The organism is Fibrobacter sp. UBA7003, assembly GCA_002449765.1.
GTDB lineage: Bacteria > Fibrobacterota > Fibrobacteria > Fibrobacterales > Fibrobacteraceae > Fibrobacter.
This window is the reverse complement of sequence record DJXN01000008.1, coordinates 68,761-84,276: the sequence shown is the minus strand read 5'-3', so window position 1 is coordinate 84,276 and position 15,516 is coordinate 68,761. Positions and strand designations below refer to the sequence as shown.

15 protein-coding genes are annotated in these 15,516 nt (G+C 56.6%); 4 read left to right on the top strand and 11 right to left on the bottom strand.

What is annotated here, in order from left to right; translation table 11 throughout:
- Position 1: 1 nt before the first annotated feature.
- Both B2952_RS05920 and glgA read right to left on the bottom strand, forming a co-directional pair.
- Complete coding sequence (locus tag B2952_RS05920; RefSeq protein ID WP_290735267.1) at positions 2 to 1,054, bottom strand: macro domain-containing protein; 1,053 nt, start codon at positions 1,052 to 1,054, stop codon at positions 2 to 4.
- Positions 1,054 to 2,277 (bottom strand): glycogen synthase, encoded by a 1,224-nt coding sequence (gene glgA, locus B2952_RS05915; protein ID WP_173366448.1) that lies wholly within the window; start codon positions 2,275 to 2,277, stop codon positions 1,054 to 1,056. The genes B2952_RS05920 and glgA overlap by 1 nt, the downstream gene beginning before the upstream one ends.
- 130 nt (positions 2,278 to 2,407) lie before the next feature.
- Here glgA and B2952_RS05910 point away from each other — a divergent pair, with 130 nt between their 5' ends.
- The gene (locus B2952_RS05910; RefSeq protein ID WP_290735265.1) at positions 2,408 to 3,055 is read left to right on the top strand and encodes an NADase-type glycan-binding domain-containing protein; all 648 of its coding nucleotides are present in this window, start codon (positions 2,408 to 2,410) and stop codon (positions 3,053 to 3,055) included.
- Between the two features lie 81 nt (positions 3,056 to 3,136).
- Here the strand turns inward: B2952_RS05910 and B2952_RS05905 are convergent, their stop codons facing one another.
- From B2952_RS05905 to B2952_RS05880, 6 genes are all read right to left on the bottom strand, one after another.
- Complete coding sequence (locus B2952_RS05905) at positions 3,137 to 4,381, bottom strand: alpha/beta hydrolase (RefSeq protein ID WP_290735262.1); 1,245 nt, start codon at positions 4,379 to 4,381, stop codon at positions 3,137 to 3,139.
- A 111-nt stretch (positions 4,382 to 4,492) separates the two neighbouring features.
- Positions 4,493 to 5,059 carry a GTP cyclohydrolase I FolE gene (gene folE / locus B2952_RS05900; protein WP_290735259.1) on the bottom strand — a complete coding sequence of 189 codons (567 nt, stop codon included), beginning with the start codon at positions 5,057 to 5,059 and terminating at the stop codon, positions 4,493 to 4,495.
- 19 nt (positions 5,060 to 5,078) lie between these two features.
- Positions 5,079 to 6,569, bottom strand: a complete 1,491-nt coding sequence (locus tag B2952_RS05895) for a glycoside hydrolase family 5 protein (protein ID WP_290735256.1) — start codon at positions 6,567 to 6,569, stop codon at positions 5,079 to 5,081.
- 155 nt (positions 6,570 to 6,724) lie between these two features.
- A complete protein-coding gene (locus tag B2952_RS05890) occupies positions 6,725 to 7,315 on the bottom strand; it encodes a nitroreductase family protein (RefSeq protein WP_290729564.1) in 591 nt (196 codons plus the stop codon).
- Between the two features lies 1 nt (position 7,316).
- Positions 7,317 to 8,675 carry an amino-acid N-acetyltransferase gene (argA, locus tag B2952_RS05885; RefSeq protein ID WP_290729567.1) on the bottom strand — a complete coding sequence of 453 codons (1,359 nt, stop codon included), beginning with the start codon at positions 8,673 to 8,675 and terminating at the stop codon, positions 7,317 to 7,319.
- A gap of 5 nt (positions 8,676 to 8,680) precedes the next feature.
- Positions 8,681 to 9,634 carry an FKBP-type peptidyl-prolyl cis-trans isomerase gene (locus B2952_RS05880; protein ID WP_290735254.1) on the bottom strand — a complete coding sequence of 318 codons (954 nt, stop codon included), beginning with the start codon at positions 9,632 to 9,634 and terminating at the stop codon, positions 8,681 to 8,683.
- A 193-nt stretch (positions 9,635 to 9,827) separates the two neighbouring features.
- On the opposite strand from B2952_RS05880, the gene B2952_RS05875 reads away from it, so the two are divergent.
- Entirely contained in the window at positions 9,828 to 10,064 is a 237-nt protein-coding gene (locus tag B2952_RS05875; RefSeq protein ID WP_290725429.1) for a hypothetical protein, read from the top strand.
- 57 nt (positions 10,065 to 10,121) lie between these two features.
- Positions 10,122 to 10,961 carry a bifunctional methylenetetrahydrofolate dehydrogenase/methenyltetrahydrofolate cyclohydrolase FolD gene (folD, locus tag B2952_RS05870; protein ID WP_290735252.1) on the top strand — a complete coding sequence of 280 codons (840 nt, stop codon included), beginning with the start codon at positions 10,122 to 10,124 and terminating at the stop codon, positions 10,959 to 10,961.
- 105 nt (positions 10,962 to 11,066) lie between these two features.
- Here the strand turns inward: folD and B2952_RS05865 are convergent, their stop codons facing one another.
- The 3 genes from B2952_RS05865 to B2952_RS05855 are packed head-to-tail and all read right to left on the bottom strand — an operon-like array spanning position 11,067 to position 14,178.
- A complete protein-coding gene (locus B2952_RS05865) occupies positions 11,067 to 11,414 on the bottom strand; it encodes a hypothetical protein (protein ID WP_290735250.1) in 348 nt (115 codons plus the stop codon).
- Positions 11,411 to 12,409 carry a bile acid:sodium symporter family protein gene (locus B2952_RS05860; RefSeq protein WP_290735248.1) on the bottom strand — a complete coding sequence of 333 codons (999 nt, stop codon included), beginning with the start codon at positions 12,407 to 12,409 and terminating at the stop codon, positions 11,411 to 11,413. Before B2952_RS05860 ends, B2952_RS05865 begins: the two co-directional genes overlap by 4 nt.
- 44 nt (positions 12,410 to 12,453) lie before the next feature.
- Positions 12,454 to 14,178: an Ig-like domain-containing protein gene (locus B2952_RS05855; RefSeq protein ID WP_290735247.1), complete on the bottom strand. Its 1,725-nt coding sequence runs from the start codon at positions 14,176 to 14,178 to the stop codon at positions 12,454 to 12,456.
- A 270-nt stretch (positions 14,179 to 14,448) separates the two neighbouring features.
- Here B2952_RS05855 and B2952_RS05850 point away from each other — a divergent pair, with 270 nt between their 5' ends.
- A complete protein-coding gene (locus tag B2952_RS05850; RefSeq protein WP_290735245.1) occupies positions 14,449 to 15,507 on the top strand; it encodes a hypothetical protein in 1,059 nt (352 codons plus the stop codon).
- The last annotated feature ends 9 nt before the right edge of the window (positions 15,508 to 15,516 follow it).

The following is a 15,516-nucleotide window of genomic DNA, read 5'->3' as shown; positions in this document are numbered from 1 at the left end:
TTTAAGCGCCAAGAGTCGGCAGCCCGAACTTGAAAAGCATGTTATTGATTTCCCAGATATCGAACATTCCGCGCTCGATAAAGTACGAAACGACCAGGTCGCCCCTGTTGGAGGGCGAAAGCGCGAGTTCCGCGCGGGCGAGCAAGTCCTTTGTCTCGTCCATGTTCAGGTGGAGCGCGATGGCAAGCGCGAGGGCCGTCTTCTTGGTGGGCTTGTACTTCACGTTGCTGCGTATCTTGGAAAAATGCTTGCGGTCGAGATTTGCCTTCTTGTAGACTTCCACGTCGTCCAGGTTCTTTTCGTGAATGAGATTGAAAAGCTTGTCGCAGAAGGTTTCGCCAGGTTTCGCGAGAATGTCATCGAGGCTTGCCGAGCTTTTTTCTGCCAGTTTCATCGCGCAATAGAGAGGTTCCTCGGCAGGAATCTGCGGCGATTGCAGGGCCATGTCTTCGCATTCCTCGTCGGGAACGTTGCGACCTTGCCAGCGCCGCCTTGCATACCTGCGCACACCCTCGTATTTATCTTGTACGTAATTGTCGTCGATAAACGCCTGGATATCGCTGTACAAATCCTCGGAAACTTCGAACGCCTTGCGGTCAAAAACCACGAGGGTCACCAGTATTTCGTTTGTCTGCAAGAACTCGCCGATAGCCTGCGTCGCAATCCTTACGGCATAATCCTTCGGGAAACGGAACACACCGCTGGAAATAAGCGGGAAGGCGATGGACTCACAACCCAGTTCCTTCGCCTTATCGAGGGCATTACGGTAGCAATTTGCGAGCGCGAGCATTTCGCCGGACTTGCCGTCATTCCACTTTGGCCCCACGGTATGGATGATGTACTTCGCGTCTAGCGCGAACGCGGGCGTCACCGCCACCTCGGCAACATCCAGCGGGCCAACCTGCTCGCGGGCCTTCAGCAGATCTTCGCGGCCTGCGGCCTCGTAAATCTGGTATTCGGTACCGCCCCCGCAAATAGGGTGCCTATTCGCGGAATTTACGATGGCATCAGCCTTGACCTTGGTAATGTCGTTGCGTACAATCTCGAAGGGCATTACTTACTTTTCTTGTAGCGCTCGATGCATTCCTGGTAAAAGTCGTACGTCTGCTTGGCGATAGACTTCCAGCTGAACACATCTACGGCACGCTTGCGGCTTACCTCGCCCATTTTCTTCGCGAGTTCCGGGTCTGCGAGAACCTTGTTTAGCTTGTTCGCAAAGTCGGTCTGGAAGGCCTTCGGGTCGGCAGGCTCGAAATCCGTCTCGGACACGTGCTTGAGCGGCACCAGGAATCCGGTTTCGCCGTCCACGATAATCTCGGGAATCCCGCCCACCGCAGAACCCACCACCGGGGTCCCGCAGCTCATCGCCTCGAGGTTGATTATCCCGAACGGCTCGTAGAGCGAGGGCGTGGCAAACACGGTCGCATGGCTGTAGAGCACGCGGAGTTCCTCGTGCGGGACGGCTTCCTGAATCCACACCACGCCGTCGCGGGTGGCCTGGACCTTTTCGATAAGCGACTTGCATTCCTCGGCGAGTTCCACCGTATCGGGAGCACCCGCACAGAGCACCACCTGCGCCTTCTTGTCGATTTGCGGAATGGCCTGGATAAGCTGGCTAATGCCCTTCTGGCGCGTAATGCGGCCCACGAACAGCACGTAGGGGCGGTTCGGGTCCACGCCCCACTTCTCGAGGATGCCCGCATTGAATGTCGGCGCGTAGAATTCCGGGTCGATGCCGTTGTAGATAACCTTTACGCGGTCCTCGGGCACACCATAGAGTTTCATCACGTCGCGCTTCATGCCCTCGCTCACCGCAATCACGCCGTCGGCAGCCTCGTAGGCCGTGCGTTCGATCCAGCAGCTCATGGCATAACCGCCGTCACCGAGCTGTTCCGCCTTCCACGGGCGGTGCGGTTCAAGCGAATGCGTAGTGAGGATTAGCGGGCACTGCAAAAGGCGGCTCGCAAGCACGCCGCCGAAATGGCTGTACCAGGTGTGACAATGGATTACGTCAATATCCTTGAGGGTAGCGGCCCACTGCAGGTTGATATCGAGCGGCTTGAAAATTTTCTGGAAACGGTCATCTTCCGGATTCAGCCCGATCTTGCGCGAAAAGCCCAATGCACGGATATTGTCCTCGTCGACATCCTGGTCTCCGAAGCAGCGCGCCTCGATGTGGCAAAGCTTTGCGAGTTCCTGCGTGAGGAACTTGACATGGATACCTGCACCACCGTAAATCTCCGGCGGGAACTCATTGGTCAGAATTGCTGCGTTCATGCGATTAAACTCCGGTTTGACGTTCCTAGACTTCATTAAAATAGTAATTATATCATAGAAAAAGAGCCTATTATTAAATTACATCTTTTTTCAAAATATCTATTTTTCAGGTAAAAACGGGATAACGCGAATGTACAAGAAATTACTGACAAGCCTGTTCTTCGCCTCGTGCGTCACGGCCCTCCATGCAGAACCGAACTGCACCAGCGGTGATCCGGTCAACGGGTGGGGCAATGCCGCCCCGGAAGACGAAGCTCAGTGCGCCAAGGAATACTACGAGAACCTCCTGAAGAACGATCCCGACAAGTTCTTCGAGGTCTGCAAGCTGGACGGATGCCCGGTCAAGTGGAACGACGTGATGCTCTACGCCGCCGCATCGAATGTTCTCGCCGGAGGCCACGACCCCAACAGCAGGCTGCGCGACGACAATACCGCGACCGCCTGGGCCGCCAAATGGGAAGGCCAGAAGAACCTGACCATCGCCATCAAGGTGAAGGCCAAGGTCATCGCAGGATTCAGCATCGCGAACGGCTACCAGAAAACCGACGAGGATTTTGAAAAGCACGGCGCCATCAAGAAAATTTCCATCTACCATGACGCCGTCACCGAAGCGAACAAGGTCGGCACCTTCGAAATCAACAAGCAGAAGGAAATCCAATACTTCCCCTTCGACAAGCTCCTGAGAGGCGCCGGCAAGCTTTTCTGCCGCATCGAGGAAGTTCACGAAGGCGAAGCCGCGTCCGTAAGCGCATCCGAATTCAGGGTCTGGGGCAACTAGCCACCACCCCCAAGACAAGCCTCTATAAAAAGTGCCCCGCCGGTATGGCGAGGCACTTTTTTGGAGTGAGTGTGGAGATTCTTAGAAGTTCTTGCACTGGCCTTTCCACTTGCCATCGTGGCCGGCGATGTTTCCGTCGATGTACTTGCCGCTGGTGCCTACGAAGTCTGCCTTACGCCATTCTTCGCCACCGAGATGCCAGCGCATCCAGGCAACCGTAGCGGCCATGCCGTCCCACGAGCCGGAACCGTGACCGTAACCGCATTCCCTGCGGCCGGGAGCGACTTCGTAGCATTCGGTACCCTTGCCACCCGTCATCTGGATAAGGCATGCAGGTGCCTTGACGTTCGCGTTGTTGTAATCGTTCTCGGCGTTGCCGCGTTCCATGCCGCCTTCACCGTAGAGGATAGCGATAGTCCGGTCGGTCGCCACCTTCATGGCACCGGCTCCGCCCCAGTCACCGCTGTTGTTGAGGAATGCGGTAAGCACGCGCCTGTCCTTGATGAGGGCCTGTTCGGATTCGAGACCACCCATGGAGTGGCCCGAGCAACCGACCGTATTCATGTCGAGCTTGCCAAACAGCGGGCTGTTCGAATCCTTGTTCAGCCCATCCAGCCAGTCGAGAGCCTTGATGGCCTGGGTCGCGTTGCCCGGAGATTCCTTGAGAGCAACCACCACGAAACCGTGAGAAGCAAGACGGCGAATCATGCCTTCGTATGCACTCGGCTGAGTACCACCACCGGGGCCCCACACCACGATGGCGTGCTTCTGGTCCGGATTGTCGGTCAGACGCTTGGGATATGCGAGGATTCCTTCCCCATCCCAGCCTGTCCTTGTCTTGTACTCGACTTCCATATAGTTCTTTTCTTCTTCCTTGTCGTTCGCGAGGAAAATTTTCGGAACAGCGGGCTTCGCTTCTTCGCTGGAAGAAGAAACGACCGGAGCCGCCTCGCTAGAAGAAGATTCAGCCGAAACCGACTCGCTGGAAGCGGGCGCGACCATTTCGGAACTTGTCGGGTTTACATCGGCACTGGAAGAAAGATTCTCATCGGCACTACTCGTCGGATTTACGACAGGATTTGTCCCAGGGCCGCAAGCATCGGGCAGGCTAGAGGCCAAGCAGGCATCGTCGCCGCCCGGAGTCACCGTCCCGTCCCCCATTTGGGAGGGATCGACCATGCCCGAAGAACTAAGCGCGGCAAGCGGATCGTTCGGATCGTATTGCGGGGCATTGGTCAACGCGGAATCATCGCAGTTGACAACGGCGAAAGCAGCACTAGCAACCACAATGCCCTTCGCCAGATTCCTGAAGAATCGAGATTTCATTGTATTACTCCTTGTTTTGCTCCGTAACCGCATATAAAGATACCTCGCAAAAAAAGGAAAAACTCGCGGCTTACGCGAGTTTCTATGGACAATAAATCCAAAAGCGGCAATTTAACGGGGCGCGTAGATACGCGACATGAACTCGGCGCGGGTCTTCTCGTCGGTCTTGAAACGGCCGAGAAGCTGGGTCGTGACCATCGTGGCACCGGGCTTCTTTACCCCGCGCATGGTCATGCACATGTGGGATGCCTCGAGCACCACGGCGACTCCCTTCGGGTTCAGTTCCTTCTGGATAAGTTCTGCAATCTGGCGGGTCATGCGTTCCTGGATTTGCGGGAAGCGGGCATAGAATTCAACGACGCGCGGGATCTTGGAAAGGCCCACCACGCAGTCGCCCGGAATGTAGGCCACGTGCGCCTTGCCCGTAAACGGCAGAAAATGATGTTCGCACATGCTCGCGAACTCGATATCCGGCACGATAATCATCTCGTCGTACTTCTCGTGGAAACGCGTCTTGAGAATGTCTTCGGCGCGGGTCTCGCCCGAAAGGCCGGTCATGAGTTCGGCATACATCTTCGCGACACGCTTCGGCGTATCAAGCAAGCCTTCGCGGTTCGGATTCTCGCCCATGCCGGTGAGAATCATCCGGAAGCCGTCTTCCATCATCTTCAAGTTCATGCGGGCAAAGATAGAAAAATTACCGGATATCAACCCTCACCAAGGCGCCAGCGCCCTTGGCAATATATATACCGTGCGGAATGTTTTCGAGCGACATGCCGTTTATCGCGGTGCGGACAAGCGTTCCGTTCAGGTTGAACAGCCTGATCTCGCCCGCAGATTCCAGGCGGTTGCCCACGCGGACAATCCCGGAGGTCACGCGCGCCAAGCCCTCACCCAACTGCGCGCCGTTCACGATGCCCGTCGTTTCGCCGCCGGCCTTGAAATTTTCCACGTGCGTGATGCCATTGTTCACATAGTCGCCGAGCCCGTAGGCACTGCGCATAATCTTCAGCACGTCCATGTCGAACACGGAGCCGTCCGGCGCGGACTGCCTGCGGATAATGGTCATGTTGTTTTCGCCCTCGTGACCGGTATCCCAGGCGATGGGCACAACCTTGTTCTGTTTCGCGAGTTTCATCACGGCGTCGTAATAGGCAAGGCGGCCCTTGCGGTGCTTCGCGTAGTTGTCGCCCGTCAGCACGCCCACACGGTCGTTCGCACCGAACTCGCCGATAATCACGGGCACGCCCTTGTCCACAAAGTTCGTCTTCATCTTGCCGAACTGTTCCTGAATCTGCGCGCTGGTGCACTTGTCGCCCATCGCGCCCGCCCAGGCGTTGTAACCGCAGTTGTGCACGATGTCTGCACCGGTCGCAAGGTCATCGCCCCAGTAGTATTGCGGATAAACTTGCGCGCCCCAGTCGGCAATGTCGTTCATGAGCGTGTAGGTGTACGGGTCGTAAAAATGCACCTCGACCATCAGGCGGTTTTCAATCACGTCCTTCGGGAGCTTGGAAACCGGCATCACCTCGGTCGTGCGGTCGATACTCGTGGAAGGTCCCTGGATTACAAGAGTACGGCTCGCGTTGTTGCCGCCCGTTGCGCGCACGGCATCCACGAACGTCTGGTGGTATACCATCAGGATTTCCGTCTCGTGCCTGTAATTGTCGTCGGTAGTCGCGGGCTCGTTCGCGCTCGCAAAGAGCAGGTTCTCGTTATAGTCCTTGAAACGCGTCGCAATCTGCGTCCAGTAGGATTTCTGCTTCGCGTTCACCTCGTCCTTCTTTTCGTCCTTCAGGTTCTCTTCGAGCCAGCCGCCATCCCAATGGATGTTCAGGACCGTCACGAGGCCTGCGCGCATGCACATGTCCACCACCGTCTGCACCGAGTCCATCCAGCTTTCGTTAATCACGCCATCCTTAGCGTGGCTGTCCCAGGCGCAGGGAATGCGTATGGTGCTGAACCCCGCCGCCTTCACCGAATCAATGTAGGCCTCTGTCGGGAACTTGTTTCCCCAACCCGTCGGGTTGCCTGGAACTTCCATCGTGTTGCCGATGTTTATCCCGAAGCCCATCTTGTTGAACATTTCGCCCGCCGTCGGGAGCGTTTCGGCATTCGCGAGCACAGCAAGCGACGCCACGGAGAAGGAAGCGGCCTGCGCCGCAGTCCTGAATCTGCTTTTAAGCATAACATCCCTTTAAGGCGCGAAGGCGCCTTCACTTCAAACAACACCCAAAATATATATGGATTTACAGCCCGCAGGCGCCCGCCAGGCAGTTTTTCTCGTTGACAAAATGTCCTTGAATTGGATTTCTTTGCAAAAAAGTCGGGTTTTAGCAGAATTTACACAAACACGACTTCGTTGCCGGTGCGGGGCGACTGGCTGCGGTTCGGGAGGCCACTCTCCGTATCGGCGTAGCCGATGGCAACGGAGGCGTACACGCGTTCGTCTTCGCGCAAGCCAAGGCCACGCAGGTATTCGAGGAGCGTCGGGTCTTCGTTCAGCCACTTGAGCTGGTTGATGTAGCAACTGCCCAGGTCGAGCTCGTTCGCCGCAAGCATCATGTTCTCCACCGCGCATGCCACGTCGGCCATGTTGTTGCCGTAATCTTTCTTGTTCGCGACTACAATCAGAACAGGCGCCGTGTAGCAGAACGAGTAATTGCCTTTGCGGGCGAGCGTGATGGAATTCTTGAGGCTCTTGTACAGGTCTTCGCGGAGTTCCATCTTCGCGAACGCTGCCTGTACCAGTTCCTTGAGTTTCGCAATCACCGAAGCATCCGAAATCACGAAGAAGTGATTCGTCTGAGCGTTGCCGCCGGTAGGGCCAAACTGACCCGCCTCGACAATCTGCTTCAACTTCTCGAGTTCCACAGGCTGTGCCTTGAACTTGCGGGTACTGCGACGTGTGCGTATTGCTTCGAGTGTGTTCATACTACTTATCCAGCGGGAGAATCAGGATACGCGAGTTGCGCTTCTGGTTGTAATGGTCGCGCTTGCTCTTGGGCAAATCCTCGACCGTACCATCCTCGAATCCGAAGTGGTAGAACCAGTCGAGAGCCTGCGTGGTGAGCAAGAACAGCTTACTGTAGCCTTTCATGCGCCCGACAGAAATCAGGTGCCGCACGATGGCATCGCCAATGCCCGACTTGCGGTAGTTCGCACCCACCGCGATGCCCGCAACTTCGGCCATCCCGTCTTCGAACTCGTGCAAGGCGCCGCAACCGTGAATGCTGTTGTCGATGCTGTACACCACGTAGTCCTTGAGCTTCTCGGAAATGCTTTCCTGAGTGCGCGGCACCAGGTAGCCCTTCGCGATGTAGTCCTGCATAATGCGCAGGATATCGGGAATGTCCTCGATGTTCGCGGGCCGGATACTCGAGTACTGGTTCGCGTACACCATGGTACCGTCGCCCCGCGCGCTGAACACTTCCTGCAGCACGCTGCCCTGAAATTCACCGCTCAGCAAATGCACGCGGTTAGCGCCCGCCTCGCACGCCCGGATGGCGTTCATCAGGTAGTCCATCTGCGCGAAGTCGAGCACGTCGGAATTGAGTTCCAGGAGTTCCTTCGCCTGGTCCACGTCCAGTGCAGAAATCACGCCCGAGTCGGTCGGTTCCAGATACTTCGTGTTCTTGCCGGTGACAAGCCCCTTGAGCTTGATGCCGTTCTCGTTACCGATAAAGAAGAGCTTGCCGACCTGCATGTACTTGCAGATTTCAGTCGCGAGCTCGGTAGAACTGATGTTGTAGGCGTGCCCGAGCTTGTTCCACCCGATAGGCGGAATGATGGGCACGAACTTCTCGTCCAAAAGCTGTTCGAGCGTATCGCGCTGGATACGTTCAATGCGCCCGGTACGCATGTAGTCGATACCGTCAATAACCCCGAGGCTCCGGGCGAGCACCCAGTTGCCCTGGATACCCTTGAGCCCGCTCGCCGTGAGGTGGCTCATGATGCGCTGTGCAACCCCGAGGCTCGCCTGCTCAATGAGGGGCAGGGCCTCCTCGCTCGTAAGCCGGACGCCGCCCTCGAACTTGCTTTCAAGTTCCCAGGCCTTCAGCTGCGCGTCGATACTGTTCCGCGTACCCGGCACGATGATGATGCGGATGCCCGCCTTGTGCAACAGGGCGATATCCCGCATGAGCACGGGGAACAGCGGATGGTCCATAAGGCTATCGTCAATCTTCAATACGAAAAGCTGGCCCTTGAACCGGTCCATATAGCCGAACACTTCCCGGATGAATCCGGCAACTTCGAAGTGCTGGGAATAGAAATCGGACGCAGTGTTGTTCATATTTCTTACTTCTTCTTGCCCTTCGCAGGCTTCTTGCTATCCTTCGCGGGCTTTGCAGGTTCGGCAGCCTTCGGCGCTTCGGCGGCAGGCTTCTCCTCGGCCTTCGGGGCCTCTTCGGCAGCGGGGGCGGCCTCGGCCGGAGCGGCAGGGGCTACAGCGGCATCGGTTGGCGAGCCCGTCGAACCATCCACGGCCGGAGTTTCGGCATACACCTTCAGGAGTTCCACCTCGAACACGAGAAGCGCATTCGCGGGAATCATCGGCGGCACGCCGGCCTCTCCGTAAGCAAGCGCGCTCGGAATCCAGGCCTTCACCTTCATGCCTTCCTTCATCACCTGGAGCAAATCCTGCCAGCCCTCGATCACGGCATTCACCGGGAATTCCAGCGGCTCGCCGCGCTTCACGCTGTTGTCGAACTCGGTACCGTCGAGGAGCGAACCCACATAGTGCACCTGCACCTTGTCGGAGGCCTTGGGGGTAATGCCCGCGCCTTCCTTAATTACCTTGTACTGCACTCCTTTGGTCGTCACCTTCACCGTGGAATCCAACACGTTCTTCGCGAGGAACTGAGCCTGCTCCTCGAGAGCCTTCTGGGCGGCGGCCTTCGCGTCGGCTTCCTTCTTCTGCTGCATCTGCAAGAGCAAGCCCTGGAGCGCCTGCTCGGAAGCGGAATCCGTCATGAGCACCTTGCGGCTCGTGTCCACCTCGTCCTTGATGGCGGCGATAATCACGTCGAGCTTGAGGGGAACTTTTATTTCGGCAATCGCCCTGCCAAGATCCATACCCAGGGCGTAACTGTAGCGGTCGACCGTGCTGTCGAGGGAAATCTTCGTTTCGGGGGCAACCGCGGGAGCGGGAGCCGGAGTCGGGTCTGTCGCGGGAGCAGCGTTCTTGTTTCCGCCACAGGCGACAAAAACCAGGCAAGAGGCAGCAATCGGGGCTAAAACAGAAAATTTCATACAGGAGAACCTTTTTTGGATGTTAACATAAGAAAAAATAGGTAATTTCGCTCACACCCGCCTCCGAAAAGGGGCAAGATTGCGTGAATCACCTCACAAAAAACCTGCTTTGTAAACTTCTATAAACATTTTCTATTGCGGAAGGGCGCTGCATGTACTATTTTTTATAAGCAGGAAGAGAAAGGTACAGCTTATGACCAGCAACTTTATGAATATCGTAGCGAAAGCAAGCGAGAACAAAAGTCGCTTCGACACGTCTATGCTCGGCCTCAAGGACGAACTTGAGAAATCAGTGAGCCGCGACGCCAGCATGGTGCGCGCACACGTGAGACATTCCAAAGGCACAACCGGCTGGCTCCCGGGAGCCCTCTCCTACCCCTGGATTTTCGTCTGCATCGTAATTCCTGCCGTCATGGACATGTTCGTCTAGGCGCCACTTTTCTATCTTTGTTGCCGTAAAACAGCGCACCCGCGCACCGGAGACATTATGGCAGCACTCATCCTCGACGGCAAGGCCCTCGCCAAGACCACTGAAGAAGAACTCAGCGCCCGCGTGGCGAAACTCAAGGAAAAGACGGGCAAGACCCCCATCCTCGCCACCATCCTGGTGGGCGACGACCCGGCGAGCGCCACCTACGTGAAGATGAAGGGCAACGCCTGCGCCCGCGTGGGCATGAAAAGCATCCGCGTGGTGCTCCCGAAGAACACCACCACCGAGGAACTCCTGAACAAAATCCAGGAACTCAACGACAACCGCGACGTGCACGGCATTTTGCTGCAGCACCCGGTTCCGCGCCACATCGACGAGCGTGCCGCCTTCGAGGCCATCGACGCCCGCAAGGACGTGGATGGCGTGACCTGCCTGGGCTTTGGCCGCATGGCGATGGGCGAACCCGCCTACGGATGCGCCACACCCGCAGGCATCATGCGCCTCCTGAAGGCATACAACATCCCGCTCGCGGGCAAGCACGCCGTCGTGGTGGGCCGTAGCGCGATCCTCGGCAAGCCCATGGCCATGATGCTCCTGAACGCAGACTGCACCGTGACCATCTGCCACAGCAAGACGCAGAACCTCCCCGAATTTGTGGGTCAGGCCGACATCCTCGTGGGTGCGGTCGGCAAACCCGAGTTCATCAAGAAGGAATGGATCAAGCAGGGCGCGGTCGTGGTCGACGCCGGCTACCATCCGGGTGGCGTGGGCGATATCGAGAAGGGTCTCGACGACGTGGCGAGCGCGTACACTCCGGTTCCGGGCGGCGTGGGCCCCATGACCATCAATACGCTCATCTACCAGAGCGTGGAAAGCGGCGAAAAATATTTAGGGTAAGATCCTCGCCTGCTCCCCAAAGAGGATAACTCTACTATGGCAACAAGTTGCCAAGTATCGTATAGCGAGGATGACGTGGGCCTGCAAGGATGACGAGGGCGCGGGCTAGCGTCTTTGGCGTTCGAGCTCGACGGCATCCGCTTCGGCGGAATTCGGCGAGAGGATGTTCTTGACGGTCTGTCCCACGAATTCGGCGCCAATACCAATCAATGTCCCCGTGAGGGAATCGTTCGAGTATTCAAGGTTCATCGCGGCCTTCGCATCGGATGTCGCACGTTCGTTACGCAGCGTCGCACTGTCTGAATAAACTAACGGACGTTTGCCGGTGAGGTTCACGCTATCGGTCTGCGAGGCATCCTTCTTCTGCACGAGCTGCGCATTTGCAGCCGAAGCGCAGGCAAATAATGCAGCAAGCACGGCAAGACGGGAAACAAGCCTCTTCGCCAAAATCATGCCGTTTTTTCCTTCTTATCGTGCCGCGCAAAGAACTCCGCGACAATCGTGCCACTTATGGAATGGTACGCGCAGCTGATGGCACACGGAACCACGCAAATCGCAGCCTCCGGGTGGGCAGCTACGTTCTCGGGGTTCGCGAAGAAGGCTGCCGCAAGCACGGTCGCCATGCCCGCATTCTGCACGCCCACCTCGATAGCGATAGTGCGCTTCTTTGCGGTATTGAACTTGAATATGCGCCCGACGGTATAGCCCAGCACGTAGCCGAGCCCGTTGTGGAAAAACACCACCGCAAGCACGAGGAACAACAGCGAAAGCCCGTTCGTAAGCAGGTGCGGGCGCACCGTCACGATGACACCGCCCACAATCAGCGCAAGGCCAATCACGCTAACCGCGGGCATGTTCGCACGCACTTCCTTGAACACCGGGTTCTTGCCCAGGAAATAGTTGCAAACAAAGCCAACCAGAATCGGCGCAACCGTCACGTACAGGATATTCAGGAACATCCCCTTCGCGTTCACGTCAATGCTCGTATCGGCAAGCCAGAGCACGAGCAGCGGGGTCATGAGCGGGGCAAGCAAAGTCGAGACCATCGTCATGCTCACGGAATACGTCACGTCCCCCTTGGCGAGGAAGCTCATCACGTTGCTCGAGACGCCACCCGGGCAGCAACCCACGAGAATGATGCCCACGGCCAGGTACGGGTCGAGCCTGAAAACCTTGGTGAGGGTGAAGGCCACCAGCGGCATGATGGTGTACTGCGCGCAGGCCCCGAGCAGAATGTGGAGCGGCTGCTTCATGAGGTTCTTCACGTCGTCGACGGTGATGGTAAGGCCCATGCTGAGCATGATAACGCCGAGGATTATGGAACTCGTGTTGCCGTGCACCCAACCGAAAGTTACAGGGGCAAAAAAAGCCACGACGGCGGCACCGATGACGAAAAGCGATGTGTATGAAGAAAGCAGACGGCTAGCAGCCTTGATTATTTTCAACATGCGCAAAATATAGGAAATCGCCTACACTGCAACACGTCTACCGTCTAGAACATTACCCTGTAAGGGATCAGCCTGTCGAAGCGACGTCCCTTCAGGTCGCGGTATTCCTTATGCGTAGCCCCGCGCATGTCGGCAGGGCGAGTCCGGCGAATATCGCGAATAAGGGTTGTCGAATCCGTCGCCGTAGAATCACCCGCGACAATGGACGTCGTGTCGGTCGCGGAGGTATCGCGCGCAGTCGTGTCCTGCGGCTGCACGGTTGAAGTATCCGCGCCTGCCGACTTTTCCACCAGCACCTCGACGCGGCCCGTATATTCGGTATTGTCGTTGCCCTTCACGGTATACTTAAACGAGGCAAGCCCGCTGAAATTCGCCTTGGGCGCAAACCTTGCCGTATAGCCGTCACCCGCAAGTTCCACACTTCCGTTCTCCGCAGCAGAGACGCTGTAGGTCGGCGATACATCCTTGAACCCGCGCGTAATCGTGCGCAGGTCAAAATCGAGAGACTTGCCGTCCGTTGCCGTCGCGTGCATGGCACCCAGCCAGTTGATATACTTCTCGATACGCACGTAGCCGTCGCTTTCCTTGGTCATGGCATCATCTTTTGACTTGTCATAACCCATCGCCTCTTCGAAGTAATCCGGCATGCCATCCTTGTCGGAATCGGTCGCGGTCTTCCCCGCAATCACCTCTCCCCAGCCGTTATTGGTCTTGAGCCCCATCGCGCCCACGCTCTTCACGAGCGCACCGGCCGTTCCAAGCGTATTCACCTGGTACCACACCAGCGAATCGATGTCGTCGTACGGGAGCACGCCGCTCTGCGACGTCACGTAGCGCCACGCACTTGCGGCAGAGAGCATCGGGCCCGATGTCGTAAGTTCGCTCCAGGGTTTCGCAAGTTCCTCGCCCACGCCCTGATAGTAGTAAATACTCGAAGGCCCGCCGTTCAGTTTTCCGTCGCGGTCCGTATCAATCATGTTGCCGCTCGCGTAGATACTCTGGTTCTTGTCCACCTGGAACCACGGGTTACTCCCCTTCGGGCCATAGACAAAGTAATTGTTCACGATATCGTGATTGAAGTGCGTGCTAGTGTGCGTCGTATAGCCCGCCTCGAAGTTGTAGAGGATGTTGTTCACGAACACATCGTTAATCTTGTCGAGCGGGTTTCGGTTGTGCGTATTCACAAAGGCGTTGTAGTACCAAGCCCAAGTGCCATCCACCGATTCGATGTGCGCACCGAACTGCTGCCCGATGGGGTTTGCAATCAGCGAGTTCTGCACCGTAATGCCCGTAACGCGGTAGCTTGCGTTGTCCGAGGAACCGCCGAAGTTGTTCCACGGCGCAAGTTCCACCGAGCAGTGGTCCACGATTACGTTCTTGGAATCGTAAAGGTTGAGCGCATCATCCTTCTCGGACGCGGTATTTTCGCCCGGACGGATTCGCAGGTAGCGGATGATAATGTTGCTCTGCTTGCCGGTACTGAGCTTGCCGCCGTGAATGGCGATTCCCTCGCCCGGAGCCGTCTGCCCCGCGATGGTAATGTTGCTCTTGATGGAAACCGCCGTCTTGATATTGATGATGCCACCCACGTCAAAAACCACAATGCGGTTGCCCTGGCTCACCGCATCGCGGAAAGAACCCGCACCGTCATCGTTCAGGTTCGTCACGTGGTAAACGCTGCCGCCACGACCACCCGTGACCTGCGCGCCAAAACCCAGCGCCTCAGGGAAAGCCAGCGGCTCGGCACCCGCCCCGATAAAACCAAACACTGTTAGGCAAAGCGCCGAAACCGGCAATCCTTTATGCAAACCAAAGCCCATATTTCCCATACCTTTACTGGGCGGGTTTCCGAACCACCGGAATCCGCCTTCTGAAATATATACTTAAAAATGATGGAACGGGACTGAAAATGAGCATTAACGTTGTCTACGGACTACGGCGGTATACCCGGAAACCATTCCATCTCTGCATTCTTGCACCTTGTCAGGCAATTTGCGAAACAACGCTCTGTGCAGCCCCTATTTTGTTATTTTTCCGATATGCACAAGAAAATCGCCATATTTTCAGCGACCGCAATCGCCGCTACCATCCTCGGGGCCTGTGATGCCAACGGGGACCTCATCATCGTAGATGATGAAGGCCGCATTTTGGGAATGGACCCGGTCTACGACTACTGCGAAAACCATGTTTGCCTCCCCGCAGCCGAAATAGTGCACCGTCCAACGACACTCCAGATTTCGTTCACCGCAACAGACTCCATCACAAACGTGCACCTGGAAACGCTTGATTGCAAACTGCTCGAGAACGAGAGCGCGGATTCGGTACACCCCGCATGCGTCACGAAAATCAAGGTGGGTGACAGCGATTCTATTAGAAACATGCCGCCTTTTGATTACTACAACAGGCATTACAATTACGGCATAAGCTTTGCCCCCGATAGCGACAACCACTTACGATTCGCCCTCGTTGACATAAAAGGCGAAGAGAAAAAGTTTGACATAGACCTTAATTTATACGCAAAGATATACCATAAGGTTTCTGCCGGCGACCACGATACGGCCTACTTCTCGTTCCCCGAGGGGCTTGACTCGCTAGAGGGCTACACGCTCGACACGAACTTCGACAGGTCGCAACTGCCAAGTGGCACCGAGTTCGAGACCATCGAAAAATGTTCTATCGCAAGCTATGAATACGACTACGATCTCGATACCACCTACAAATGCGTCTCATGCCCCGAATGGATGGACGATTCTACCCGGCGCGAGGCCCTCAAGAAAAACGACTGTCCTTTCTACATGGCCGAATCACCCGAAAAATGCAACGGAGACACGCTCTACGTCCTCCCTAGAAGATGGGAGCATAAGGACATAGGCTGCCTGCACTTCACGGCGACCGACCTACCCCAAGACGTCGCCATCGCCGACATGTTCTCGACTTCGCGCATCAAGAACAACTACGAAGCCGACAAAGCCTACCGCGCCTCAGACTCAAGATTCTTTAACATCTGGCAAGCAACGTTCCGTCTCGGGAACCAGGGTTCGTTCAAAACCGACAGCCTGGTCATCACCGTGCACGCTCCGTACAGTTACGGCGAATAGAAAAGGGCC

Excerpts from the sequence above, each read along its gene's own strand:
- B2952_RS05920 (WP_290735267.1), bottom strand. The coding sequence starts at position 1,054 with ATGCCCTTCGAGATTGTACGCAACGACATTACCAAGGTCAAGGCTGAT.
- glgA (WP_173366448.1), bottom strand. The coding sequence starts at position 2,277 with ATGAACGCAGCAATTCTGACCAATGAGTTCCCGCCGGAGATTTACGGT.
- B2952_RS05910 (WP_290735265.1), top strand. The coding sequence starts at position 2,408 with ATGTACAAGAAATTACTGACAAGCCTGTTCTTCGCCTCGTGCGTCACG.
- B2952_RS05905 (WP_290735262.1), bottom strand. The coding sequence starts at position 4,381 with ATGAAATCTCGATTCTTCAGGAATCTGGCGAAGGGCATTGTGGTTGCT.
- folE (WP_290735259.1), bottom strand. The coding sequence starts at position 5,059 with ATGAACTTGAAGATGATGGAAGACGGCTTCCGGATGATTCTCACCGGC.
- B2952_RS05895 (WP_290735256.1), bottom strand. The coding sequence starts at position 6,569 with ATGCTTAAAAGCAGATTCAGGACTGCGGCGCAGGCCGCTTCCTTCTCC.
- B2952_RS05890 (WP_290729564.1), bottom strand. The coding sequence starts at position 7,315 with ATGAACACACTCGAAGCAATACGCACACGTCGCAGTACCCGCAAGTTC.
- argA (WP_290729567.1), bottom strand. The coding sequence starts at position 8,675 with ATGAACAACACTGCGTCCGATTTCTATTCCCAGCACTTCGAAGTTGCC.
- B2952_RS05880 (WP_290735254.1), bottom strand. The coding sequence starts at position 9,634 with ATGAAATTTTCTGTTTTAGCCCCGATTGCTGCCTCTTGCCTGGTTTTT.
- B2952_RS05875 (WP_290725429.1), top strand. The coding sequence starts at position 9,828 with ATGACCAGCAACTTTATGAATATCGTAGCGAAAGCAAGCGAGAACAAA.
- folD (WP_290735252.1), top strand. The coding sequence starts at position 10,122 with ATGGCAGCACTCATCCTCGACGGCAAGGCCCTCGCCAAGACCACTGAA.
- B2952_RS05865 (WP_290735250.1), bottom strand. The coding sequence starts at position 11,414 with ATGATTTTGGCGAAGAGGCTTGTTTCCCGTCTTGCCGTGCTTGCTGCA.
- B2952_RS05860 (WP_290735248.1), bottom strand. The coding sequence starts at position 12,409 with ATGTTGAAAATAATCAAGGCTGCTAGCCGTCTGCTTTCTTCATACACA.
- B2952_RS05850 (WP_290735245.1), top strand. The coding sequence starts at position 14,449 with ATGCACAAGAAAATCGCCATATTTTCAGCGACCGCAATCGCCGCTACC.